We start from the raw sequence: 21,961 nt of genomic DNA, 5'->3' as shown, positions 1-21,961 counted from the left end.
GACAGAAGGCTGTCAGGAAAGGGGTCATGATCCGATGGGCCTGGGATCGTCCGGCTCCGCCTTGGCAACCGCGGCAAGCGCCGCGGCGACGGCGGCGGCGCGGCGGCCCTTCGGCCCGTCAACCGGCCAGACCAGGCGGCGCTTGATGGTCAATGCCGGAACCTCGCGGGCAATCTCGACGAGCTGGCCGGAGCGGAAATGCTCCCTCAGCACCAGTTCGCTGGCAAGCAGCGCGCCCATGCCGGAAATCGCGGCATGCGCGGCCAGCACGGTCAAGGGGAATCGCGGTCCGTGGTCGATGTTCTTGCGTTGGCGGCCGGCGGCGGCGAACCAGTTTGCCCATGTGGGATAGACGTCGTCGCCCATCGTCTGGTCGATGTGGAGGAGGGGCAGGCGGTCGAGCACTTCGGCGCTGTCTTGATCTGTGCGGTTGCGGATCAGCGCCGGGGCACAGGCCGGAACCACCCTTTCGGTGAAAAGATCGGCCGATGCGAGATCTCTTGCCGTGCTGTTGCGGTAACTGATGGCGAGGTCGATGCCTTCCTCCAGCATCGAATCCAACGCGATCGATACCACGATGCGCACGTCCAGCCTGCCGAGAGCCGCGCGGACATTGCCAAGGCGCGGCGCCAGCCAAAGCGAGGCGAAGGACGGATCGGCCGCGATGGTGAAGGTATCGGCGCGGCGCTCGAACCGCAGCCGCCGCAATCCGGAGGCCAGCGCGTCGAAGCCGCGGTCGATGTCGGGCAGCGCCGCCTCGGCAATGCGTGTGAGCGCGATGCCGTTGCCCTCGCGCCTGACCAGCTTGACGCCAAGCCGGTCCTCCAGCTGCCGCAACTGATGGCCGACGGCGCCCGGCGTGACGCCGAGCTCGTCGGCGGCGCGCGTCAGACTGCCGGTGCGCGCGGCGGCTGCAAGCGCACGCAGGGCCGACAGCGGGAGGTCGCGAAGAAGCGTCATGGATTGAGAATACCTCAAAACTTGCGAAAACAAACTCGTTTGCAAGAAAAGCCGCGAGCGCCCTACCGTTGTTGAAGACAACTCAATCCAGGAAAGCCGTCGCCATGCTCGATATGCAAACTCAGTCCGTTCCCGCCGGTCAGGCACTCGCGACGCGCTCCTTGCGATCGATGCGCAACGAAGGACCGCGCATCGCCGTGGAATTCGATGACGGCAGCGCCGGCCGGTTGTCGATGCGCTGGCTGCGGCTTGCCTGCGAATGCGAGATATGCGGCGACACCGCTTCCGGAAAGCGCTGGCTGACGCCTGCCGATGTTCCGGCTGATATCCGCGCGACCTCGATCGAGATCTCGACGGATGGGACGACGGACGTGGTCTGGCAGGACGGCCATGCCTCGCGCTTCGCTGCGGGCTTTCTGGCGGCCCATGCCGGACGCGGCGGCGATTTCGGCGCGCCACGCTTTCAGCCGGAACTGTGGAATGGCGATCTCGGCGCGCGGCTTGGGCGCTTCGCCTTCGACGCCGTGGTGGAGGATGACGCGGCGCTTTTCCAGTCGCTGCGCCCCTTGCGCGACCATGGTATCGCCATGCTGACCGGCGTCCCGGCCGAGCCTGAGGCGACGCTGCGCGTCGCCGGACGCTACGGTCCGGTGCGCGAGACGAGCTACGGCAAGGTTTTCGATCTCATCTCACGGCCCGACGCCCGGGTAGCCGGGGAAACGGCGCGCGCGCAAATTCCGCACACGGACGAGCCGTTCCGCTATTCGCCGCCGGGCTTCATCTTCTTCCATGCCATCAGGACCGGCGCCGGCAGCGGCGGCACCTCGTTGATGGTCGACGGCTTTCAAGTCGCTGAACGGATGCGCAGGAACAGACCGGAGCTCTTCGACCTGCTGACCCGTCATGGCGTCACCTTCCATCGCGAGCATGCCGGCGACGTGTTCTTCAGCGCCGAGGCGCATGTCATCAGCCTCGACGCGAGCGGCGCCGTCACCGGCATACGCTACAACGATCGCTGCCTGGCGCCGCAGACGGGCGCTGTCGATGAGATCGACGGGCTGATCGAAGCGCTTGCCGAGCTGACGCGGCTGATCTGCGATCCGGCGAACCAGTTCCGGCACCAGCTGCAGCCCGGCGAGGTGCTGGTCTTCGACAATCAGCGGGTCCTGCACGGGCGCACCGAATTCGATCCGACGCTGGCCGTCCGCCATCTCAGAAGCTGCAACCTCGACCGCGACGGCGTCCACAGCGCCTTCCGCACCCTGGCGCGGCGCTTCGCGCCGGAAGAGGCGCAAGCGGTGCTTTATCAGGGCGCAATTTTCTGACGATAGCCAGGGGGACGGCGTCGACCTCGAAGGTTCGGTTCCTCGCCCCCGCCAGAGGCGGGGGAGAGGTGTCCGCGAAGCGGACGGAGAGGGGATTTCGTAAGGCGCAAGCTCTTCTCTTCAAAGCGCTTTTCGCCGCCCGGACCGGCGCCCCCCTCTCCGTCTCGGCTTCGCCGAGCCACCTCTCCCCCATTTCATGGGGGCGAGGAACCTAAGACCGCGGGCCTCAATTGAACCACAGCGCAAAGGTCAAAAAACCGGCGCCGCCGAACTCGCGTTGGATCTGGTCGAAATCGTCGCTGGTGAGGATCTTGCCGCTTTCGAGATAGGGCGCGATGCCGGGACCGGTGATCGAAAGGACCAGGTCAAAAGGTTTCGGCTCGTCGAAGAAGCGCTTCATGTTGATGCCCTTGCCGGTGATGCGGAAATGCGGCAGCAGCGCGCGGCCTTCAAGAAGATCCTCGGCTATCGTCAGCGTGGCGAGCCAGGCCTGCACCTGTTCCTCGCCGACCTCGAGGCCGGTCAGCGGGTTGACGCCCTTCTGCTGCGGTCCCGGCAGCCATTCACGGTCATTGTCGGTCTCGGCCAGGATCGATTTCCAATCTTCGCGCGACAGGCGGATCATTTCCAGCAGGTGGCGTCGCGCGGCCTGCCGGCGTTCCGGCTCGATCACCGGCCAGTTGACGAGATGCACCAGCGAAATGAAATCGGCGAAGCGCCATTCCGAGGCGAACATGTTGCCGCTCATGCCGCCGTCCAGCGGCACAAGCGTGTCCTGCAATGGCAGTTTCGCGCGGGGGAACAGCATGTGGAACGAGCCGTCGAAGGCATTGCGGAAATCATGCGCCAGCCAGAAATCGGCCTGCGCCATCAGGAACTCGGCATAGCCTTGCAGCCAAAAACCTTCGGCGCGGTCGAAGCGGAAGGTGAGCGAAGGCGCGGCATCGCTCGGTTCGACGCTGCCGCGTGAGAGCGACGCCATGATGGCGGCGATGCTTTCGTCGGGCGCGAGCTTGCCATCCTCGTTGAGGTCGATGCCGACATGGGTGAGATCGACCACCATGCCGATATCGGCATCTTTTGGCACGGAGCCGAGCGTGGCGGCGGATTTCTCCAGCCGGTCGCGGAAGGCGACAAGGATGGCGCGGAATTCTTCGTAGGTCAGCGGCTGCGGGTTGGGATTGTCGGGCACGGGCAACCGCATCAGCGGCAGCATGAAGGATTTCGGGCTCTCGAAACCGTGGCGATGCAGTCCGCCGGCGAGGAGCTCAAGCGCGGTGAAGAATTCGCCGGCGCCGGCCGCATAGGCCGAGGCCGGGTCCTTGGCCGCTGCCGCCTCCAACGTCGACAGCGCCGTGTTCCGGTCGGCCACGCTCTTCGCCTCGAACATGGACTTGGCCGCGTCCGGCATCTCCGCCCAGGCAACGGACGCCGGCAGGAATGCAAACAAGGCTGCTGCAAGGATCACTCTACGCATCGTCATCGCCCTCCACTGCTCCACGTCGTGAGCATACACGGATTTCGGTCAGTCCGAGATGCCCGCCGCGGGATCGCCAGCAACCCGCTTCAACCTATCCATCAGACAGTCTACACAGGGCGAAACTGGATGGGCCCGTGTCGAACTATCCGCTTGCCTATAAACTGTCATGGCTGCCGCGCCTGCTGAGACCGTCGCTTGCCGGCGACAGAAGCGGCTTCGCGGCGCCCGCGGCGACGTTGCTCGATCCGCAGCCCACACGGAAGGTGCGGCTGGCGTTTATTGGCGACATTTCGGCAGTCGCCAACCGCGATGCGCCGGATTGCGATCCGGCAATCACGACGCTGCTTTCATCCGCCGACCTCGTGATCGGCAATTGCGAAAGTCCGATCGTCGAACGAGCACGCGCGGTCATAGGCACGCGGCTCGGCACGCATCATGCGATGAGCGAGCATTTCCTGGCCGATGCGCTCGCAGCCGCCGGCATCGCGCGCGACAGGCTCGTTCTGTCCCTGGCCAACAACCACGTGCTCGATCAGGGCATCGCCGGTTTCGACGAAACGCTCGCTGCGCTGAACCGGCTCGGGGTCCGGACCATCGGCACGGTTGCCGGCGGGCCCCTCCAGCGTCATGCGGCCGGACCGCTGACGATCGGCTTTGCGGCTTTCACGCTCTGGCGCAACACGGATGCCGCGCCGTTCGAAGAACGCATCTCGATGCATGCCGCCGAATGGCCGAGCGACGCTGCATCCGGCATCGATCTCATCTGCGCCGTGCCGCACTGGGACTGGGAGTTCCGGCATTTTCCACGACCTGCGACGCGGGCGCTGGCGAGACGGCTGGCGGATCGCGGCGTCCGGCTGATCGCGGGGCATCACGCGCATGTCGTGCAGCCCATCGAGCGCATCGGCGACAGCGTGATCGCCTACGGCCTTGGCGATTTCCTCGGCACTGCGCTCGCCAGACTGCCATGGCCGGCACGCATCGGCTCGATATTCGTCGTCGATGTCAGCGCCGATCCGGCCACGCGGGGTAGGATCGCTGCCTATAGGCTGCATTTCTTCGTGCGGCTGCGTGCAGGCAACCATGAGCGGCTGCTGCCGATCGAAGTTCTGGATGGAGTGCTCAAGCAGCGGGTCGCGGCCCGACTGGTGGCGATTTTTCCCATGGCGGGAAGTGGGCGATAGACCTCAGCAATCGAAGCCGTATTGGGCGCGCATGTACTCGGCCTCTTTCTTCGACATCTTCTTGAGCATCACGCAGACGGTGAAGCTGCCGACCTGGCGGCCGTTCCTGGTGTAGCCCCAGTCGGAGATGTCGTCCCTGGTGAATTCGATGTTCTGGCCAAGGACGACGTTGCGGACGATTTCCGGCTCGTTCGCCAATATCCCGACGAAGCCGTTGGCCGTCCGCTTGAAGGGAATGACCCAGAAATGCTCCGTCGCCTTGCCGTCGACGATCATCACCTTCAGCTTGAACCTGTCGGTTCCCGGCGGCGGAGCGTCGGACAGGTTCAGGAATTCATCCAGGCTGGATCGCGCCTTCTCGACCGCCGCCGCCATCTCGGCGTCGTCGGATGCGATCACCATAGCCTTGTCGTCGCCTTCCGCCCTGGCATGCAAGGGAGCGAGCGCCAGCAGCAGGGATAACGCGATACGAACGGCAATTGTCATGACACCCCCCGGTGAAGGCCAATATCCTGTGCGTTATCTTCGGGCAATGTGTCGGCTTGATCAATCCGGTCTGCGGTTGCGAAGCGGCCCTATTGTCATCGGGCAATGATAAGGGAATGGCTGTTCGGGCCGACCTGAACCTTGGGCAGGCTTACAGCCCGGTCAATCCGGCCAGCCAGCTTGCCGAGCGCTTCGCCACGTCCACCGTTGCGCCGGCAGCGCGGCTGAGGTCGGTCTTGACCACGGCATAGCCGGCCTTGGTGCGGTAAAGCACGGCGCGGCCGCCATCGACCGACCCGTCGAAGGCCACGGGCTTTGCCGATTCCGTTTCGCTGGCGGTCACCGTTCCGCCGACCGGAGCGCTCGGGCGATGGTCGAGCTCGGGCGGCAGCGGGGCGATGGTTTCGACAACGCGGTTCCTGGGTTTCAGATCCGGCCTGGAAGCTTTCTCGGCAAGCTCGGAGGAAGAGGCCGAGCCCTTGACGCGGCAAATGCCTGAAACCAGCGGATAGTCGAAATTGCGCTGGTGCAGCATCTGGCTCTTCATCGCCGCTTCGCAGTCGGCGAGCGTCGCCCACTTGGCCGGCGTCTCGCCGATATATTCGCAGAGCTTGGCGTCGCAGTCGCAGCCGACAATGGTCATGGCGACAAGGGCGGTCTTGATCACGGTCTTGTCCCTTAAATGTTCCCAAACCGATCAATCGCCCGGGAACAAGGCGGGATTTGGCCGCGATTGTGGATTGTGCGTGTCGATGCGTTACGGAAGGTTGCTTGGCCGGCGACTATGGCCGGAAAGCATCCGCGGCGGACGGCCCGGGAGGCGCGGTAGCCTGTGCGGCGGGCCAAAAAGACAGTCGGCGCTGGGATTTCTCCCAGCGCCTCCCTGTCAGATCAGGAACCAGTCAAGGCAGCAACTTCCGTAAAGTCGTCGCGCCAGGCCAGCCTTGATTTTGACGGTCCTGCCAGTCGCCGCCCGAAGGGCAGCTCCCGTTCCAGACCACGCCGATCTCCACCCTTGCGGGCTTCGCCCAGCGTGCCATCGAAGGTTTTCACCGGCCTTCATGGCAGCATCGGTCCGCCGTCGGCGTTGGCACGCTTTCCGCGGCACCCGTAGGTCTCGGCATCCGTCCCTCAAACAGGCGAGCCTGCTCTCGTTCTGGGCCGTACGGGCCTCAGGAAATCCGCCTTGCGCTTTTGCCTTTCGGCTGGGCGTTCGGTAGCCGCCTGAGATGGGTTGAATGTACGCCGGGCAAGGGTTCCAGGGAATGCCGGCGCGCCTGTGGATAGCGGGATTATCGGGGACCAATGGCAAAAGCCGCGGAATCCGGCGGCCGAACCGCTTAGACAGCCTGCCCCGCTTTTCTGTGACCGCTCGACGTTGGAGCCTTGCTCCGGCGCCCGGTCCGCGTTTCAATGTCGGCAAAAGACTTTGGGTACTAGTTGCGCGACTTGCCTCGGGGGAGGTCGACTTGAAAGTCGGGGTGGTTCTCAATCCGATTGCCGGCGGCGGCAGGCTCAAGCGGCATTGGGCGGAGGCCGCGGCATCGCTCAACAGGAATTTCGGCGATTTCGACTTGCGGGAAACTCAGGCCAGCGGCGACGCAGAGCGGCTGGCGATCGATCTCGCCGCCAGCGGGTGCGACCTGGTGATCGCGGCAGGCGGCGACGGCACCGCAAGCGAGGTGGCCGACGGGTTGCTGCAGGCACAAGATGAGACCGGCCAGGAAGCCGCGCTTGGCCTTCTGCCCTGTGGTACCGGCATCGACTTCGCGCGCGGGCTCGACTTGCCGCGCGGCATCGATGCCGCGCTGAAGCGGATCGCCGATTCCAATGCGCGAAAAATCGACGCCGGCCGCATCTGCTACATCGACGACCACGGCGCGCTGGCCAGCCGCCACTTCATCAACATTGCCAGCCTCGGCCTGTCCGGCGCGACGGATCGCGCCGTCAATGCCGACAAGCGCAAGGGCAGGGTCTCGGCCAAGGCGCTGTTCTTCTGGCGCACCGTGCTGGAGTTCATCCGCTACCGCTTCCAGGATGTCAGGATCACCATCGACGACGGCGAGCCGGTCGAGGCGCGCATGGCGCTGGTCGCGGTGGCAAACGGCAAATTCTTCGGCGGCGGCATGATGATAGCGCCGGACGCCGAGCTCGCCGACGGCCAGTTCGATATCATCATCCTGCGGGCCGCCGGCAAGCTTGGGCTGATCCGCGACCTCCGCCTGCTCTACGGCGGGCGCCACCGCAACCATCCGGCAATCACCATCCTGCGTGGCCGCAAGGTGCTGGTCGAGCCGCTCGGCGATGCCGAGAAGAACGGCGCGCTGGTCGACATAGACGGCGAGTCGCCAGGCCGAATTCCGGCGACGTTCGAGATCCTGCCCGGCGCGCTGACGCTGAGAGGTTGAATCAGCCGGCTAAGAGGCCGATTCAGCCGGTGCGGTCAGGCAATTGAAACAGCTGGCTAATTTCTGCCGGGTTACAGTTCGAGCTTCGCCGGAAAGCCCGGCGCGCGAAGCTCCACGCCGACTTCATCCTCAAGCAGCTTGACGATCTGTGTCGACCAGGCACCACCACCATAGGCGCGCTTACCCTCTTCGAAAATCGCGTTGACGCGGGTGGCAAGATCGAGCGGCGCGCCGAAATCCCTGGCCATGGCAAGCGCGAAGCCGAGGTCCTTCAGTGCCAGGTCCATGGTGAAGCCGATGTCGTAGGAGCCGTTGAGCACGAGCTGGCTTTCGGTTTCGTGGACGAAGCTGTTACCGGAAGAGGCGACGATGGCGTGGTAGGCCTGGGCGAGATCGAGCCCGCCCTGCTTCGCCAGCATCAACGCTTCGCCGGCAGCGACGAGATGAATGAAGGCGAGCATATTGGTGATGACCTTGATCACCGCCGCCGAGCCGACCGGGCCCATCAGGAAGGATTTCGCGCACATCGCCTCGATGGCCGGACGATGGCGTTCGTAGAGCGCCGCATCGCCGCCGACGAGCGCCGTGATCCTGCCCACTGCGGCCAGATGCACGCCGCCGGTCACCGGGCATTCGAGCGTCTCGATGCCTTGTGCCGATGCCAGCGCGGCGAGTCGTAAAATCTCGTCACGGCCATTGGTCGACATCTCGATCCAGGTGCCGCCCGCGGGCAGGCCCTGGAGCAATCCGTCGGGGCCGGCGAGCACAGTTTCGCTGACCTTCGGCGAGGGCAGGCAGGTGATTGCATTGCCGGCGCGGGCAGCGGCCTCGGCGGGGCTACCCGACGCCGATGCACCGAGCGCGACCAGGCGCTCGACCGGCGCCGGGTCGCGGTCGAAGACGGTGACGGCAAAGCCGTTGCGCAGCAGGCTAGCGGCAAGGTTGCCGCCGAGATGGCCAAGGCCGACGAAGGCATAAGCGAGGCTCACGGCATCAGCGGCGTCTGCATCATCTGCAGATGCAGCTCCTTGCCGCTATAGGGATGGGCCTCGCAGACCGCCTCGTCGAGCTCGACGCCGAGGCCGGGCTCCTTCGAGGGGATGACGTTGCCGTCCTGCCATTCGATCTTCTTCTTGAGCAGCGTGGCGTGGAAACCGTCCCACTGCTTCAGCGATTCCAGGATGAGGAAGTTGGGCAGCGTCACGGCAAGCTGGATGTTGGCGGCGCCGACGATCGGGCCGCAATAGCAATGCGGCGCCACCTGGATGTGGTAGGCTTCGGCCATGGCAGCGATCTTCTTGGTCTCGAGAATGCCGCCGGAGCGGCCGAGATCCGGCTGCAGGATGGTCGCGGCGCGGTTCTCGATGACGCGGGCGAACTCGAACTTCGTCGTCAGCCGCTCGCCGGTTGCTATCGGGATGGAGGTCTGGCGGGCGACTTGCGCCATCACCTCGGGCATATCAGGCGGCACCGGCTCCTCGAACCACAGCGGATCGTAGGGCTCGATGGCGCGGGCGAGGCGCAGCGCGCCCGAGGCGGTGAACTGGCCATGCGTGCCAAACAGGATATCCGCCCTGTTACCGACTGCTTCGCGGATCGCCTTGACCATGCGCGCCGACAGGTCGATGTCGATCAAGCGCGGCTGATGGCCGTCATAGGCGGTGTAGGGGCCGGCCGGATCGAGCTTCACGGCATTAAAACCCTGCTCGACATATTCGAGCGCACAGGCGGCCGCCATATCGGGGTCATTGTAGACGTTCTTGCCGCGCGCATCTTCCGAATGGACGCTGCCGGTGTGCGGATAGAGGTAGGTGTAGGAGCGCAGGGTCTCGTGCACCTGGCCGCCGAGCAGCTTGTAGACCGGCTTGCCGGCCTCCTTGCCGACGATGTCCCAGCAGGCCATTTCGAGCGCCGAGAAGCAGCCCATGCCGGAAACGTCGGGGCGCTGGGTGAAGCCGGAGGAATAGGCGCGGCGGAAGAAATTCTCGATGTCGTGCGGATCGCGGCCGACGAGATAGCGCTCGGCCATGTCCTCGATCATCGTCGCGGTGACATGCGCGGAGAAGGTGGCGTTGTAAGCCTCGCCATAGCCGACCACGCCGCCATCGGTGGTGAGCTTGACGAAGATGAAATACTTGCCGCCGATGCCGGGCGGCGGGTTGCCGACAACCCAGGTCTTCACGTCGGTGATTTTCATTTGTGATCCTCCAGAACCAGGTCGGCGCCTTTCCATCCGGTCAGGATCGCGGCGGCGTTGGTGTTGCCCGTGATGTTGTCGGGGAAAATCGAAGCGTCGATGACGCGCAGGCCGTCCAACCCATGCACCCGAAGCCGCGGGTCGACGACGGCGCGCGCGGGGTCCGGTCCCATGCGGCAGGTCGAGACCGGGTGATAGACGGTGCCGGAGCGTTTCCTGAAATCCTGGATCAGGTCGGCGTCCGACTGGATCGAGGGGCCGGGCAGCACCTCTTCCTCGATGATCTCGGCCATGGCCGGCATCGAGGCGATCTTGCGCACGAACTTCACCGCCGCCAGCATCTCGTCGACATCGGCATTGGTCGAATAGGCGTTGGGCGTGATCCTTGGATAGTCGCGCGGATCCTTCGAGCGGATCATGATCTCGCCGCGGCTCGAGGGCCGGCAATTGGACAGGCCGATCGAGAAGCCCGGCCAGGGGTCGGGCGTCAGGATGGGGCGCTCGCCGCTCTTCGGGATGACGGTGGAGAAGGCCTGGAAATAGAGCTGCATGTTCGGCCGCGTCATCGACGGGTCGGTGCGGAAGAAGCCGCCGGCATTGTTCATCGACAGCGACAGCGGACCGGAGCGCAAGAGGATGTATTGCATGCCGACCAGCAGCTTGCCCCACCACGGGCGCAGGATCTGGTTGAGCGTCGGCAGCTTGCCCTTGAAGGTGTAGTTGATGCCGACATGGTCCTGCAGATTGGCGCCGATATTGTCGTTGGCATGGACGACCGGGATGCCGAGGTCGGCCAGCAATGCCGCAGGGCCGATACCGGACAGCTGCAGCAACTGCGGCGAGTTGATCGAGCCGCCCGACAGGATCACCTCGCGGCCCGCGCGAGCCGTCTTCTTCTGCCCGTTCTGCTCGTATTCGATGCCGACGGCGCGTTTGCCCTCGAACAGGATTTTCGTCGCCAGGGCGTTGGTTTCGACACGGACATTGCCGCGTTTCATCGCCGGCCGCAGGAAGGCGCGGGCGGCCGACATGCGGCGTCCGTTCTTCGTCGTGATCTGATAGACGCCGACGCCTTCCTGGGAGGCGCCGTTGAAGTCCGGATTGAGCGGCAGCCCGGCCTGCTGTGCGGCGGCAAGATAGCGCTTGGTCAGCGGATGCACCGCGTTCGTGCAGTCCGTGATGTGCAAAGGGCCCCCGACTCCGCGCCACTGGTCAGCGCCCGCCGCATTATCTTCCAGCGCCTTGAAGGAGGGCAGGAGGTCATCATACGCCCAGCCGGGATTGCCGGCAGCGGCCCAGGCATCGAAGTCCTCGCGCGCGCCCCGGATGAAGACCATGGCGTTGATCGAGCTCGAGCCGCCAAGCAGCTTGCCGCGTGGCCAGTGGTCGGCATTGTTGCTGAGACCCGGATCCGGATCGGCCTTGTAGTTCCAGTTGACAGCCGGGTCGAAGAAGGTCTTGCCGTAGCCGAGCGGCATCTGGACATAGAAGCGCCGGTCGGTTCCGCCGGCCTCCAGCACCAGCACCGAGAAGCGGCCCGACGCCGACAATTTGTCGGCAACGACCGAGCCGGCCGAACCCGAGCCGACGACGATGAAATCATAAGTCTGCATGATGGAAAAGCGGGCTCCGCAACATTGGGCTTACCCTAGACATTGCGGGCTTGCGGCGTCGCCGTGGCTTCCGGCATGGCTTGTGAAAAAAGCGACCGGCGCAGTGGGGCACATTTCGCTTTTACCAGAGCTTGCGACATGGCGGTCGCATTGATACGCAACAGAAGCTGCCCTTTGAGGATTTCGCCATGGTGCATTACGCGGACGGAAAACCCCTTGGCGATCTGACCTTGCGCACGCTCGCCATGCCGTCCGACGCCAATGCGGCCGGCGACATCTTCGGCGGCTGGGTGATGGCGCAGATGGACCTTGCCTGCGGCATCCGCGCCGCCGAGCGCGCCAAGGGCCGCGTGGTCACCGCCGCGGTCAAGGAGATGTCCTTCGCCAAGCCGATGAAGATCGGCGACACGCTCTGCATCTACACCCATGTCGAGCGCGTCGGCCGCACCTCGATGGTGCTCAAGGTCGAAGCCTGGGCGCAGCGCTACCTTTCCGACTTGATGGAGAAGGTCACCCATGCCGATTTCGTCATGGTGGCGCTCGACGGCGAAGGCAAGCCGAAGCCGGTTCCGGCCGAGAGCTGACGCTCCGGCGGGATACTGATTCTCCCCAGACTTGCCGCTCTGTAACAACGCCTGCGCGGGAGATTTGCTTCGCGACATCCAATGGTTGCCTTCACGCCCCACCTTGTAGGCGCAGGGGGAAAGACAATGCGTCAACATATGCTGAACGGCTGGCTCGTGGCAGCCCTTGTTGCTTTGGTCTGCCTGCTCGGCGTAACGGCCTACATGGAAGTCAGCACAGGTCTTCCACACGTCGCCTGCATGCGGGATCGGACGGCGGTCGGCAAGATGGCCGCGCAATTCAAGAGCTGCTCGACGGCGTGCTGCGACAGCACTGCCCCAAGCGTCTGATCGGTGGCGGCTAAAGACGGGTCTCCTTGGCGAAGCGGCTGCCCGGCGACGCCGGCGGCGGAACCGCGGAGGCTCCGATCAAAACCGAAAGCGCGATGCGACCGACGCTCAAGTGCACGGTTCATCGGCCGGTCAAAAATCCTTGCATTGCAATGGCTTCAGGCCTGCAGGCTGTCAAATTTCGCGCGCGCTTCGCGGACCCGATTGGTGTTCTTGCGGGCCCATTCGCCGAGCGCGCCGACCGGCACGAGCAGCTCGTGGCCGAGTTGGGTGAGCTCGTAATCGACACGTGGCGGAATGGTCGGAAACACTTTGCGCGTGACGAAGCCGTCACGCTCCAAACCGCGTAAGGTGGTGGTCAGCATCTTTTGCGAAATTCCGCCAACGGCGGCGCGCAATTCGTTGAAGCGCATTGGTCCGCCGCCGAGCTTGCCGACCACGAGCACCGTCCATTTGTCGCCGACCCGTTGCAGGATTTCTGAAACGGCCCGGCAGTCCTCGGTGTTGTGCGGGTGCCTCAGTAACAAAGAAGTGCCTCCTTGCGCGCCGATTTGTCAGTATCACATATAGCGCCGGTATCCAAACGATACCAGAAATTCCCGCAAGGAGAGCCCCTTATGTCCAAGCCCAAAATCGCCATTGTCGTCGGTTCGACGCGCGCCGCCCGCTTCGCCGACGTGCCGACGCAGTGGATCGCCAAGATCGCCAAGTCGCACGCCGATATCGATGTCGAGATCGTCGATCTGCGCGACTGGCCGCTGCCTTTCTTCGACGAGGTCGCTTCCTCCGCCTGGGCGCCGTCGCAGAACGAAGTGGCGCAGCGCTGGCAGAAGAAGGTCGCCGAGTTCGACGGCTTCATCTTCACCGCCGCCGAATACAATCACGCCCCGACCGCTGTGCTGAAGAACGCCATCGATTACGCCGCCAATGAGTGGAACAAGAAGCCGGCCGGCTTTGTCGGCTATGGCAGCGTCGGCGGCTCGCGCGCGATCGAGCACCTTCGGCTGATCGCCGTCGAGCTGCAGATGGCGCCGGTCAAGTCGGCGGTGCACATCGCCTGGGGCGATTTCCTTGCGGTTCGCCAGGGCGAGAAGAAGCTCGAAGATCTCGAGCACCTGAACCAGTCCGCCGCCGCCCTGGTCAACGACGTCGCCTGGTGGGCAAGGGTGCTGAAAGCGGCTCGCGCCGCCGATGCGATCGCCGGCGAAGCCCAGGCCGCCTGAGCGGTCGATCGATACTGTCCTCCCAATGAGAAAGGGGCGGCGCCAGCGCTGCCCCTTTCCATTTGCGGAGCTGTCTGTCTTGCCTGGATCCCAGGCTGATCCCTTTGGCCGTCTCGCTGTTGACCGCTCGGAACGGCGCGTTAGATGCAGCCCCGAATCCACCGAAGACGAAGACAGCACAGTCGTGGAGGAGCGGGATGCCTTGGCTTGGCAGATGGCGCAATCAGTATGGGTCCGTCCTCGACATCACCGGCGAGGACGGCAGCCGGATTGAAGGCACGTTTCGCACGGCGCTCGAAGACAGCAGCTTCTATGGACAGACCGTGCCGATATCCGGCATCGCGCATGGCGACGTGATTGGAGTAACGGCCGCCGGCGAGGGTACGGCCGGCCCCGCCGCCGTGAGCTACACCGGCATTTTGCGGGACGGCAAGCTGGAGACGATGTGGCTGACAGTGGCCGGCAGCACCATCACCGGCAAAGAGGGCGAAACCGCTTCCCGCAAGCGGGTGGGGACCTGGCGTGCCTTCGGCATCAGCCTCGACACCTTCGTCCGAGAATAGCCAAGCCGACGAGAGAAGGTCCCTGGTTGATGTTCATGGGTGATGGTCAGAGCCGGCCCTCCATGAGCAACTCGCGGGTGCGCTTCAGTGTGGACAGCAGGGCAGCTTTGTAGCCCTGGTCGCCGTCGAACTGCGCCTGTTCGGCCTGCTCCTCTGGGCCGTTCGGCTCTTTGCCGCGCCGGCCGAGATAGCAGTAGAAGCGCAGATGGAGCGTGCCGTCGGCGCCCTCGAACAGTTCGTTGATGATCGCGCCCTCGCGCGGCCCGGTGGCCTGGAAGAATGTGACTTTGCTCTCCGGTTCAAGCGTGATGATCTCGCGCAGATCTGCACCCGCGATGGTCGCTTCGCGCACGAAATGCGTCGCGCTTTCTTCCACGACATCGCAGCGGGTGCAGAGGCCGGGCGGCAGGAATTCGCGGGCGTCGCGAGCCTTGAGCTCCAGGCCAGCCCAGGCTTGCGCACGGGTCAGCCTGGTCGCGCCTTCCGGGTTCACCGGGACGGTGGCGGTTGAGTAGATCATAATCGTATCCTTGGGATTGATGTTGGGGTGGCAGGCTGCCGCCGGCGTCAGGCCGCGGCGGCGATTTCTGCGGCGATGTCGCGATAGGTGCGTAGCGGACGGCCCAGCAGCTTGGTCAGGCGGTCGACGTCGCCAGCGTCGGGAATCATGCCCTCGCTGATGAAGCGCTCGCCCATCAGGCGCATGTCGAATGCCATCCAACCCGGCATGAACTGCCGCAGGTTCTGTTCGAAGCCTGCCAGGTCTTCGCCGGGATAGGCGATCTGGCGGCCCAGGACCTCGGTCCAGATGCCGGCGACATCCGTGCCGGTCAGGGTGTCGGGACCGACGAGGTTGATCCGGTCGAGCGGGAGGGCAATTTCGGTCTGCTCGCGGCGAAGCAACTCGATCGCCGCGACCTCGGCTATGTCGCGCGCGTCGACCATTGCCAAGCCTTTGCTGCCGATCGGCATCGGATAGACGCCATAGCTGAGGATCACGTCCTTGATCATGAACTCGTTGTTCATGAAATAGGCCGGACGAAGGATGGTGGCGTTGACGCCCATCTGCTCGATCATCCGCTCGACCGCGAGCTTGCCGGCGAAGTGCGGCACGTTCGCGTAAAGCTCACCGTGGATCACCGACAGGTAGACGATGCGTTCGATGCCTGCCTCGCGGGCCAAGTTGAGCGCGATCAGCGCCTGGGTGAATTCGTCGGGCACCACGGCATTGAGCAGAAATAGGGTGGAAACGCCCGAGAAGGCGCTGCGCAGAGAATCGACGTCGATCAGGTCGCCCTGCACCACGGCGACGCTCGCAGGGAAGTTCGCCTTCGAAGGGTCGCGGACAAGCGCACGGACATCGGCGCCGCGCTTGACGAGTTGGTTGACGACTTGGCTGCCGACATTGCCGGTCGCGCCGGTAACGAGAATGGTCATGGGGTTCACTCCGGGTTTGGGTCAAAAGACATCCCGTAAATGAGTGATCCACATTCGAACCGATAGGCGCTATATTTGGACACAGCGTCTCAATGTTGGAACAGATGGACCTTCTCGCCCTCGCTGATTTCAATCTGGTTGCCCGGCACGGAGGGTTTGGAAGGGCGGCGCGCGCCGCGGGGCGCCCGAAGGCGACCCTGTCTCGCCGGGTCGCGGAACTGGAGGCCGCCCTCGACTTGCGTCTGTTCGAGCGCGGGGCGCGCGCGCTGAAGCTCACCGAGGAAGGACGGGCGCTCTTCGAGCGGACGGGAGCGTTGCTGACCGAACTGGACGAAACCGCGACGGCGATCGCTTCGGGCGGACACACGCCGCGGGGCAGGCTGCGGATCAGCGCACCGCTGCTCTTCTCCCAAACTGCGATGGGGAAGCTGGCCGCCGGGTTCGCACTGAAATATCCGGAAATCCGGCTCGAGGTCACGACGGAAGACCGGGCCGTCGATATGATCGAGGAGGGGTACGATCTGGTGATCCGGGTCAATCCTGAGCCCGATGAAAGTCTTGTCGGACGGGTGTTCCTGCGCGACCGGCTGGTGGTGGTCGCGAGTCCGGGCCTCGCCAGACCGACCGACGATCTCGCCGTTCCGGCCGTCGTGCGGGAATCCGGCGAGCGCGTTGCCGCCTGGGACATCGTGACGCCGACCGGACGATCACGCATCGCGATTGAGCCAGTCCTTCGCCTTTCGTCGCTCCTGATGTTCCGCGATGCCGTCCGGGCGGGCGTCGGCGCCGGACGTTTGCCGATCTCGCTTGTAAGTCACGATCTGGCTGCTGGAACGCTGGTGCATTGGGGCGATGTCGACGGCCCGGACATCGCCCTATGGACGCTCTATCCGTCCCGACGCTTGCTCAGCGTCCGCGTATCGGCGTTCCTCGACTATTTGAAGCAGGCCTTTCCCAAGGGAACCCCTGACGAATTGGCGGCCTATATCGGCGGATGAGACGGAATGATCGAAACGCTATCTGCGCCTTCTCTATGCGGCGACCCTGTACGGTCGGGGGCGGCAGCTTGTTGGTGGGCCTGCCGAAAAGCAGACTGGGCGCCTCCCGCCGCAAAGCTGACGGCGAGTTGGTTACCACATAAATTTCGTCCTCAGCGCGCCACAGGGCGGTGGCCCTCGGGCAGGCGGGTGGCGATCAGCTTGTCGATGCGGCGGCCGTCCAGGTCGACCACCTCAAAGCGCCAGCCTTGCGCGTCGACGCATTCGCCGGTGGTCGGCAGATGGTGGAGATGCGACAGCACATAGCCGGCGACGGTTTCGTAGTCGCGGTTTTCGGGAAGGTCGATGCCAAGCACCTCGGCCATCTCGTCGGCCTGCATATAGCCGGCGAGCAGCCAGGAGCCGTCCTCGCGCTTGACGGCGTTTTCCTCCTCGCCGGCTTCGAGGTCGGAGCGGAACACGCCGGTGATGGCTTCGAGGATGTCGGCCGGGGTGACGATGCCTTCGAAATGGCCGTATTCGTCGTGAACGAGGGCCATCGGCACGTCCGATTCCCTCAGCTTCTGCAGGACATCGAGCGCGTCGGCCTGATCATGCACGATGGGGGCGGCGCGCACATGCTGGCGCGGATCCAGCACCCTGCCGGCCAGAAGGGCGGCCAGCACGTCGCGCGTCTGGATGACGCCGACCATGGCGTCGACATTGCCGTCGCCGACGGGCAGGCGCGAGTGCTGGGTATCCATCAGAAGCTTTTTGACCGTGGTCTCGTCGGACTGCAGGTTCAGCCAGTCGACCTCGGTGCGCGGCGTCATGACGGCGCGCACGGCGCGGTCGCCGAGGCGCATGACGCCTGCGATCATGCGGCGCTCATCGGATTCGATGGTGCCGTGATGCTCGGCCTCGGCGACCAGCATCTTGATCTCCTCGTCGGTGACCTTCTCTTCGGTCTCGCCGGCCTGCCCAAGCAGCCAAAGCACCGCGCGGCCCGAGAGGTCGAGCAGGAAGACGAGCGGCGCCGAGAAGGTGGCGAGGATGGTCATTGCCGGCGCGGCTCTGACCGCGACGCGCTCCGGATCCTTGAGCGCGATCTGCTTCGGCACCAGCTCGCCGACGATGAGCGAGGCATAGGTGATCAAAGCGACCACGATGCCGACGCCGACAGGATCGGCGATGTTTTCGCGGATGCCGGTCGACGCCAGATATTGCGCCAGCCTTTCGCCGAGCGTGGCGCCCGAAAAGGCGCCGGAGAGAACGCCGACCAGGGTGATGCCGATCTGCACCGAGGACAGGAACTTGCCGGGGTTAGAGCCGAGCGCCAGCGCGCGGCCGGCGCCCCTGACGTTGCGGTCGATCATCGCCTTGAGGCGGGCGGGCCGCGACGAGACGATGGCTAGCTCCGACATCGACAAGAGGCCGTTCACCAGAATGAGGACGGCCACGACGGCGATTTCAACATATAGCATGGGCGGTCAATAGCATTGCTGCAGTGCGTTCGAAAATAGCCCGCGGGTATTTTTGGAACATGACAGGCGCGCTGTTCAGGCGGCATCCCAAAGCGGCGCCGAAAAATGCCCGACAAACGCGTCGACCACGACGCGCACCTTCGGCGTCAGCGCGCGCGTGACAGTGCGCCGTCACTGCTGCGTCTTCAGAACGCCGATAATGGCCATGCCGTCGGTGAAATAGGGATCGCCGCCGCCATTGCGTCCGGCCTTGGTGGCGCCGATCCCGGGTATCTCGCTGGTGGAGGCCAGCAGGTCGGCGGCCTTCAGATCGCCGATCAGGAAGTCGCGCTCCGCGTCGATGTCGGGGCCGATATGGTGGGTGACGGCGCCGGTATCGTGGCTGAGGCCGACGCCGCGGTCGAAGCTCGCGGCGCCCAGCCAGTGCGGGCGGCCGTCGTCGCCCACCGTGTCCGTCTGCCAGAAGCGGACGTGGTGGCGACGGTCGGCGCTGTCGCCGACCGGCTTCTCGAAGGCCAGGTCCTGGGCTCGGCCCTCGAACAGAAGGCGGCTCATCGGCGCATCGGGGTAGGGGCGGGAAAACAAGACGCTTTCGCCGATGTCGATCGCGGTCCGCAGCGTCACGGCATCGGCCGTGTCCCAGCCGGCGACGGCGAAGGCGTGGACGATTTCCTTCTCGGTGCCGATCAGGCCGACATTGATCGGGTCGCCGGGAATGCCCTGCGGCGTATGCGTCACCATCTCGAAGGGCTGGGTGCGGAAGCCGCGCTCCCGCCAGGTCCAGAATTCCGGCGCGGCGAGATAGGCGAGCATCACGTAGAAGGCGCTGAAAGCCGCGATCCAGATCACCGCGCGTCGTCTCAAACTTCTGTGGCTCATGAACGCCGCTCGATCCCGTGTGGCATGTGTTGCGCGACAATCACGGGAAATCAATGGCCAGCGATCTGGAGACCGTCTACCATCGCAGCGAAATGGAACCGACAAAGACAGGCCGCGGGAAAATGGCGCTGACTGCCGAGCTTGTCGCGAGGGTCGAGCGCATGGAGCCGGATCCAGGTCCCGAGCCCGGAACAAGCGAGCATAGCGACGCTGAATTTGACGGTCTGGCCGAACAGCTGCTTGCGCAATATCGGCCTGAGACGCTTTGGGTCTTTGCCTATGGCTCGCTGATCTGGAATCCAGAGTTCATCTATGAAGAGCAGCGTCAGGCGACGGCACTGGGTTGGCACCGTTCATTTTGCCTGAAGCTGACACGCTGGCGCGGAACGCGTGAATTGCCGGCGTTGATGCTGGCGCTCGACCGGGGAGGCAGCTGCAACGGCATCGCCTATCGGCTGCCGGCGGAGGACCATCAGGGGCAGATCGTCCAACTGCTTCGTCGCGAAATAGATGCGAACCCGCCGACCAACGTGCCATGCTGGATCAAGCTCCGGACCAGGGACGGGCCATTGCGTGCGCTGGCTTTTGTCGCGGCGCCCGAGGGCAGGGCTTATGCCGGCAGGCTGGCGTTGGAGCAGGTTGCGCACACGTTGGCGCGCGCCGCCGGGCATTGGGGCTCCTCGGCGCAATATCTTTTCCGGACGGTCGCCAAGCTGGAGGAAAGCGGGATCCGCGACAGAAATCTCTGGCGTATCCAGGATCTGGTCGCCCGGCAGATCATCGCTGCCACCGAAGCCCAATGCTAATCTAGACTAGCGGCAGGCGCGGTAACCGCTTTTGCGGTTCTTGATGTCGAAATGGAAATGGTTGCGGTGGTCGTAATTGTAGCCTGGGCCGAGCACCGTGGTGAAATACTCGCAGCCGTCGGCGCGCACATTGTTGAGGAAGCCGCGCGTGCGGAAGGCGAACAGGCCGGGCTTGCGGACGTCGATGTCGTCGCCATTGTTGAGCTCGATGCTCATGACGTCGAGGGCGTTGCCCTTGCCGTGCTCGGACAGCACGCCTTCGCCGGCGATGTTGCGGCAGGAATAGCTGGAGCCTTGGTGGATCGCCTTGACGCCGGAGAAATAGCGCCAGCGGGCGGCCGGCTGCAGCTCGTTCTTCGTCCATGCGGCAAAGGTTGCGGCCATGTTGCAGGTCAGCGTCGCCGCGGGCGTCATGGCGACATTGCCGATGGCCGAGACTTTTACCGGATAATCAATGCCGCACTGGCCCTCATGGATCGGCTGGACGTCCTGATAGACGACTCCCATCCGCTTCAGCTCGTTGCGGCAGTCGATTTCGCTGGCCGGCATCTGCTCGAGAGGCGACATCGGCTCGTCCATGCGCGGATAGGCGACCTGCGTCATATAGGGGTTGGACGGAACAAGACGCTGCATTCCGGAATATTGCGGCGCATCGGGCTGCGGCACGGCTGCCGTCTGGCTGCCGACATCGACGGCCGGCTGCAGTGCAAAGACGTCACCGGTCGTGCAGGCCGATATCGCCGCCATGGCGACGCCCGCGGCCAGCCCGGCGACCGTGATGCGCGCACGCTTGCTCCGTTGCGCCGCTGCCAGCATAGCGCCAAGTCTTCGAGCCATTGAAAGGCGTCCTTGTCCCCGAATGGCACAAGGTTAAACGCCAACAGTAAAGGAAAGATCAGCGCCGGCATTCACGCATGGGGCGGAATTGCGGCGCTGTTCTTGGCTTGCTGCGGGCAAGACTTCCGGAATTCACCTATTGGCAGAAGGTTCCGCCGTGGCGGCGCGGTTCCAGGTCCAGATGGAAATGCAGCGCGTGGTCGGGATCGGCGCCTGGTCCGAGCACCGTCTTGAACGGCCCGCAGGCAGCCTTGCGCACCGCGTCGAGGAATTTTGCGTCCTTCTCCGGCGGCGTCGGCCCGACCTCGATCTTCCTCCCGTCCGACAAGGTGAAGCTGGCGATGTCGAGCGCGTTGCCGAAGGCGTGTTCGGACAGTTTGCGGGTGCCGTTGCGCGGCCGGCAGACAAAGGCCGAGCCCTGGTCGATCGATTTCAAATCGGCGCCGAGCTCGGCCTTTGCCGTGGGCTGGACGATTTCGGCCATGAAGCGCGCCGCCACCTCGGCCATCTGGCAGTTGAGCTCGGTGCCGGGACTGATGCCGATCGACTTGCCGAGCGTTTTCAGAATTATCGGATAGGGGATCGAGCAGCCGATTTCCGCATCGTGCTCGGCCTTGTGCTCCTCGAACTCGACGCCCAGAGCCTTCAGCCGCTCGCGGCACGCGGTTTCTTCCGCCGGCATCGTTTCGGCCGGCATGTCGGCCGAGCGCGGATCGGGAAGCATCTTTTCCTCGCCCGGCGGTTCGGGTTTCTGCGCTGGCTGCGGCGCGGTTTCCGGCGGCTCCGGCTCCAGTTCGGTGGGCTTCTGCGGGGGCGTCGGCACAACATCCGGCGTCTGCGGCTCGGCTTCCGTCCGCGGCGCGGATTGAGCGCTCTTCGAGCGCGGCGGACGGGCGTCCCATTTCGGATGCGATTTCTGCTGGTTGAGGAAGTCGTCGCTGCCGTCCGCGCGCGGCTTGCCTTGCCCGGACTTCTCAGTGCCGTTCTCCAGGTCCTGCGGACGCGATCCTGGAACCGGGGTCGCCGGCGGCGTTTCCGGAGCCGGAGCGGCGCTCTGGCTGGCCGGCGGCAGATGTCTTTTATGCCGATGATGATGCTTGGCCATGGCCGGCGTAACCAGCAACATCGCAGCCGCCACAGGCAGCGCCAATCTGCAAAGTCGTGAAAGGCTCAGCGTTGCCATCGCCC

23 protein-coding genes are annotated in these 21,961 nt (G+C 64.7%); 9 read left to right on the top strand and 14 right to left on the bottom strand.

Going from position 1 to position 21,961, the window contains the following annotated elements; all coding sequences use genetic code 11:
- Positions 1 to 24 precede the first annotated feature (24 nt).
- On the bottom strand, positions 25 to 960 hold the full coding sequence (locus tag LB538_RS06650) for a LysR substrate-binding domain-containing protein (RefSeq protein ID WP_224531216.1): 936 nt from the start codon (positions 958 to 960) through the stop codon (positions 25 to 27).
- A gap of 104 nt (positions 961 to 1,064) precedes the next feature.
- Here LB538_RS06650 and LB538_RS06645 point away from each other — a divergent pair, with 104 nt between their 5' ends.
- On the top strand, positions 1,065 to 2,285 hold the full coding sequence (locus LB538_RS06645; protein WP_224531219.1) for a clavaminate synthase family protein: 1,221 nt from the start codon (positions 1,065 to 1,067) through the stop codon (positions 2,283 to 2,285).
- A 226-nt stretch (positions 2,286 to 2,511) separates the two neighbouring features.
- Here the strand turns inward: LB538_RS06645 and LB538_RS06640 are convergent, their stop codons facing one another.
- Positions 2,512 to 3,762 (bottom strand): hypothetical protein, encoded by a 1,251-nt coding sequence (locus LB538_RS06640; protein WP_411908998.1) that lies wholly within the window; start codon positions 3,760 to 3,762, stop codon positions 2,512 to 2,514.
- Positions 3,763 to 3,899: 137 nt separating this feature from the next.
- On the opposite strand from LB538_RS06640, the gene LB538_RS06635 reads away from it, so the two are divergent.
- On the top strand, positions 3,900 to 4,949 hold the full coding sequence (locus LB538_RS06635; RefSeq protein WP_224531225.1) for a CapA family protein: 1,050 nt from the start codon (positions 3,900 to 3,902) through the stop codon (positions 4,947 to 4,949).
- Between the two features lie 3 nt (positions 4,950 to 4,952).
- On the opposite strand, the gene LB538_RS06630 is transcribed toward LB538_RS06635, so the two are convergent.
- Positions 4,953 to 5,435, bottom strand: a complete 483-nt coding sequence (locus LB538_RS06630; protein WP_224531227.1) for a YegJ family protein — start codon at positions 5,433 to 5,435, stop codon at positions 4,953 to 4,955.
- 151 nt (positions 5,436 to 5,586) lie between these two features.
- Positions 5,587 to 6,102, bottom strand: a complete 516-nt coding sequence (locus tag LB538_RS06625; RefSeq protein WP_224531231.1) for a hypothetical protein — start codon at positions 6,100 to 6,102, stop codon at positions 5,587 to 5,589.
- A gap of 802 nt (positions 6,103 to 6,904) precedes the next feature.
- On the opposite strand from LB538_RS06625, the gene LB538_RS06620 reads away from it, so the two are divergent.
- Positions 6,905 to 7,843 (top strand): diacylglycerol/lipid kinase family protein, encoded by a 939-nt coding sequence (locus tag LB538_RS06620; protein WP_224531234.1) that lies wholly within the window; start codon positions 6,905 to 6,907, stop codon positions 7,841 to 7,843.
- Positions 7,844 to 7,914: 71 nt separating this feature from the next.
- Here the strand turns inward: LB538_RS06620 and LB538_RS06615 are convergent, their stop codons facing one another.
- Genes LB538_RS06615 through LB538_RS06605 form a run of 3 tightly spaced genes read right to left on the bottom strand, consistent with a single transcriptional unit; the run spans position 7,915 to position 11,653 of the window.
- Positions 7,915 to 8,832 (bottom strand): NAD(P)-dependent oxidoreductase, encoded by a 918-nt coding sequence (locus LB538_RS06615; protein WP_224531237.1) that lies wholly within the window; start codon positions 8,830 to 8,832, stop codon positions 7,915 to 7,917.
- Positions 8,829 to 10,040 (bottom strand): mandelate racemase/muconate lactonizing enzyme family protein, encoded by a 1,212-nt coding sequence (locus LB538_RS06610; RefSeq protein ID WP_224531240.1) that lies wholly within the window; start codon positions 10,038 to 10,040, stop codon positions 8,829 to 8,831. The genes LB538_RS06615 and LB538_RS06610 overlap by 4 nt, the downstream gene beginning before the upstream one ends.
- Positions 10,037 to 11,653 (bottom strand): GMC family oxidoreductase, encoded by a 1,617-nt coding sequence (locus LB538_RS06605; RefSeq protein WP_224531245.1) that lies wholly within the window; start codon positions 11,651 to 11,653, stop codon positions 10,037 to 10,039. Before LB538_RS06605 ends, LB538_RS06610 begins: the two co-directional genes overlap by 4 nt.
- Positions 11,654 to 11,841: 188 nt before the next feature.
- Between LB538_RS06605 and LB538_RS06600 the strand changes: the two genes are divergently transcribed.
- Both LB538_RS06600 and LB538_RS06595 read left to right on the top strand, forming a co-directional pair.
- Positions 11,842 to 12,237: an acyl-CoA thioesterase gene (locus tag LB538_RS06600; protein WP_042646168.1), complete on the top strand. Its 396-nt coding sequence runs from the start codon at positions 11,842 to 11,844 to the stop codon at positions 12,235 to 12,237.
- 126 nt (positions 12,238 to 12,363) lie between these two features.
- Positions 12,364 to 12,567: a hypothetical protein gene (locus LB538_RS06595; protein ID WP_224531249.1), complete on the top strand. Its 204-nt coding sequence runs from the start codon at positions 12,364 to 12,366 to the stop codon at positions 12,565 to 12,567.
- A gap of 158 nt (positions 12,568 to 12,725) precedes the next feature.
- Here LB538_RS06595 and LB538_RS06590 read toward each other — a convergent pair whose 3' ends face one another.
- Positions 12,726 to 13,094: a winged helix-turn-helix transcriptional regulator gene (locus tag LB538_RS06590; protein ID WP_224531252.1), complete on the bottom strand. Its 369-nt coding sequence runs from the start codon at positions 13,092 to 13,094 to the stop codon at positions 12,726 to 12,728.
- A 90-nt stretch (positions 13,095 to 13,184) separates the two neighbouring features.
- On the opposite strand from LB538_RS06590, the gene LB538_RS06585 reads away from it, so the two are divergent.
- Positions 13,185 to 13,790, top strand: a complete 606-nt coding sequence (locus LB538_RS06585) for an NADPH-dependent FMN reductase (RefSeq protein ID WP_095766563.1) — start codon at positions 13,185 to 13,187, stop codon at positions 13,788 to 13,790.
- A gap of 197 nt (positions 13,791 to 13,987) precedes the next feature.
- The gene (locus LB538_RS06580; protein ID WP_224531256.1) at positions 13,988 to 14,353 is read left to right on the top strand and encodes an avidin/streptavidin family protein; all 366 of its coding nucleotides are present in this window, start codon (positions 13,988 to 13,990) and stop codon (positions 14,351 to 14,353) included.
- Positions 14,354 to 14,399: 46 nt separating this feature from the next.
- On the opposite strand, the gene LB538_RS06575 is transcribed toward LB538_RS06580, so the two are convergent.
- Positions 14,400 to 14,873 (bottom strand): SRPBCC family protein, encoded by a 474-nt coding sequence (locus LB538_RS06575; protein ID WP_224531259.1) that lies wholly within the window; start codon positions 14,871 to 14,873, stop codon positions 14,400 to 14,402.
- A gap of 47 nt (positions 14,874 to 14,920) precedes the next feature.
- Positions 14,921 to 15,790, bottom strand: a complete 870-nt coding sequence (locus LB538_RS06570; protein WP_224531263.1) for an SDR family oxidoreductase — start codon at positions 15,788 to 15,790, stop codon at positions 14,921 to 14,923.
- Positions 15,791 to 15,894: 104 nt separating this feature from the next.
- On the opposite strand from LB538_RS06570, the gene LB538_RS06565 reads away from it, so the two are divergent.
- A complete protein-coding gene (locus tag LB538_RS06565; protein WP_224531371.1) occupies positions 15,895 to 16,788 on the top strand; it encodes a LysR family transcriptional regulator in 894 nt (297 codons plus the stop codon).
- Positions 16,789 to 16,940: 152 nt separating this feature from the next.
- Here LB538_RS06565 and LB538_RS06560 read toward each other — a convergent pair whose 3' ends face one another.
- Positions 16,941 to 18,251 carry a hemolysin family protein gene (locus tag LB538_RS06560; RefSeq protein ID WP_140838599.1) on the bottom strand — a complete coding sequence of 437 codons (1,311 nt, stop codon included), beginning with the start codon at positions 18,249 to 18,251 and terminating at the stop codon, positions 16,941 to 16,943.
- Positions 18,252 to 18,422: 171 nt separating this feature from the next.
- Positions 18,423 to 19,130, bottom strand: a complete 708-nt coding sequence (locus tag LB538_RS06555; RefSeq protein WP_224531265.1) for an LssY C-terminal domain-containing protein — start codon at positions 19,128 to 19,130, stop codon at positions 18,423 to 18,425.
- 53 nt (positions 19,131 to 19,183) lie between these two features.
- Here LB538_RS06555 and LB538_RS06550 point away from each other — a divergent pair, with 53 nt between their 5' ends.
- Positions 19,184 to 19,936, top strand: a complete 753-nt coding sequence (locus tag LB538_RS06550; protein WP_224531270.1) for a gamma-glutamylcyclotransferase — start codon at positions 19,184 to 19,186, stop codon at positions 19,934 to 19,936.
- Between the two features lie 6 nt (positions 19,937 to 19,942).
- On the opposite strand, the gene LB538_RS06545 is transcribed toward LB538_RS06550, so the two are convergent.
- Positions 19,943 to 20,773: an extensin family protein gene (locus LB538_RS06545; RefSeq protein WP_224531273.1), complete on the bottom strand. Its 831-nt coding sequence runs from the start codon at positions 20,771 to 20,773 to the stop codon at positions 19,943 to 19,945.
- A gap of 136 nt (positions 20,774 to 20,909) precedes the next feature.
- Positions 20,910 to 21,899 carry an extensin family protein gene (locus LB538_RS06540; protein WP_224531276.1) on the bottom strand — a complete coding sequence of 330 codons (990 nt, stop codon included), beginning with the start codon at positions 21,897 to 21,899 and terminating at the stop codon, positions 20,910 to 20,912.
- Positions 21,900 to 21,961 lie beyond the last annotated feature (62 nt).

This window comes from Mesorhizobium sp. Ca11 (assembly GCF_020165275.1).
GTDB lineage: Bacteria > Pseudomonadota > Alphaproteobacteria > Rhizobiales > Rhizobiaceae > Mesorhizobium.
Note: the sequence above shows the minus strand (reverse complement) of the source record. Positions and strands in the feature narration are given on the sequence as shown.

What these genes read in the sequence shown, in the direction of transcription:
- LB538_RS06545 (WP_224531273.1), bottom strand. Translation starts at nt 20,773, where the DNA reads ATGGCTCGAAGACTTGGCGCTATGCTGGCAGCGGCGCAACGGAGCAAG.
- LB538_RS06550 (WP_224531270.1), top strand. Translation starts at nt 19,184, where the DNA reads ATGGCCAGCGATCTGGAGACCGTCTACCATCGCAGCGAAATGGAACCG.
- LB538_RS06610 (WP_224531240.1), bottom strand. Translation starts at nt 10,040, where the DNA reads ATGAAAATCACCGACGTGAAGACCTGGGTTGTCGGCAACCCGCCGCCC.
- LB538_RS06640 (WP_411908998.1), bottom strand. Translation starts at nt 3,762, where the DNA reads ATGCGTAGAGTGATCCTTGCAGCAGCCTTGTTTGCATTCCTGCCGGCG.
- LB538_RS06645 (WP_224531219.1), top strand. Translation starts at nt 1,065, where the DNA reads ATGCTCGATATGCAAACTCAGTCCGTTCCCGCCGGTCAGGCACTCGCG.
- LB538_RS06560 (WP_140838599.1), bottom strand. Translation starts at nt 18,251, where the DNA reads ATGCTATATGTTGAAATCGCCGTCGTGGCCGTCCTCATTCTGGTGAAC.
- LB538_RS06575 (WP_224531259.1), bottom strand. Translation starts at nt 14,873, where the DNA reads ATGATCTACTCAACCGCCACCGTCCCGGTGAACCCGGAAGGCGCGACC.
- LB538_RS06650 (WP_224531216.1), bottom strand. Translation starts at nt 960, where the DNA reads ATGACGCTTCTTCGCGACCTCCCGCTGTCGGCCCTGCGTGCGCTTGCA.
- LB538_RS06555 (WP_224531265.1), bottom strand. Translation starts at nt 19,130, where the DNA reads ATGAGCCACAGAAGTTTGAGACGACGCGCGGTGATCTGGATCGCGGCT.
- LB538_RS06570 (WP_224531263.1), bottom strand. Translation starts at nt 15,790, where the DNA reads ATGACCATTCTCGTTACCGGCGCGACCGGCAATGTCGGCAGCCAAGTC.
- LB538_RS06600 (WP_042646168.1), top strand. Translation starts at nt 11,842, where the DNA reads ATGGTGCATTACGCGGACGGAAAACCCCTTGGCGATCTGACCTTGCGC.
- LB538_RS06630 (WP_224531227.1), bottom strand. Translation starts at nt 5,435, where the DNA reads ATGACAATTGCCGTTCGTATCGCGTTATCCCTGCTGCTGGCGCTCGCT.
- LB538_RS06580 (WP_224531256.1), top strand. Translation starts at nt 13,988, where the DNA reads ATGCCTTGGCTTGGCAGATGGCGCAATCAGTATGGGTCCGTCCTCGAC.
- LB538_RS06605 (WP_224531245.1), bottom strand. Translation starts at nt 11,653, where the DNA reads ATGCAGACTTATGATTTCATCGTCGTCGGCTCGGGTTCGGCCGGCTCG.
- LB538_RS06585 (WP_095766563.1), top strand. Translation starts at nt 13,185, where the DNA reads ATGTCCAAGCCCAAAATCGCCATTGTCGTCGGTTCGACGCGCGCCGCC.
- LB538_RS06540 (WP_224531276.1), bottom strand. Translation starts at nt 21,899, where the DNA reads ATGTTGCTGGTTACGCCGGCCATGGCCAAGCATCATCATCGGCATAAA.
- LB538_RS06565 (WP_224531371.1), top strand. Translation starts at nt 15,895, where the DNA reads ATGGACCTTCTCGCCCTCGCTGATTTCAATCTGGTTGCCCGGCACGGA.
- LB538_RS06595 (WP_224531249.1), top strand. Translation starts at nt 12,364, where the DNA reads ATGCGTCAACATATGCTGAACGGCTGGCTCGTGGCAGCCCTTGTTGCT.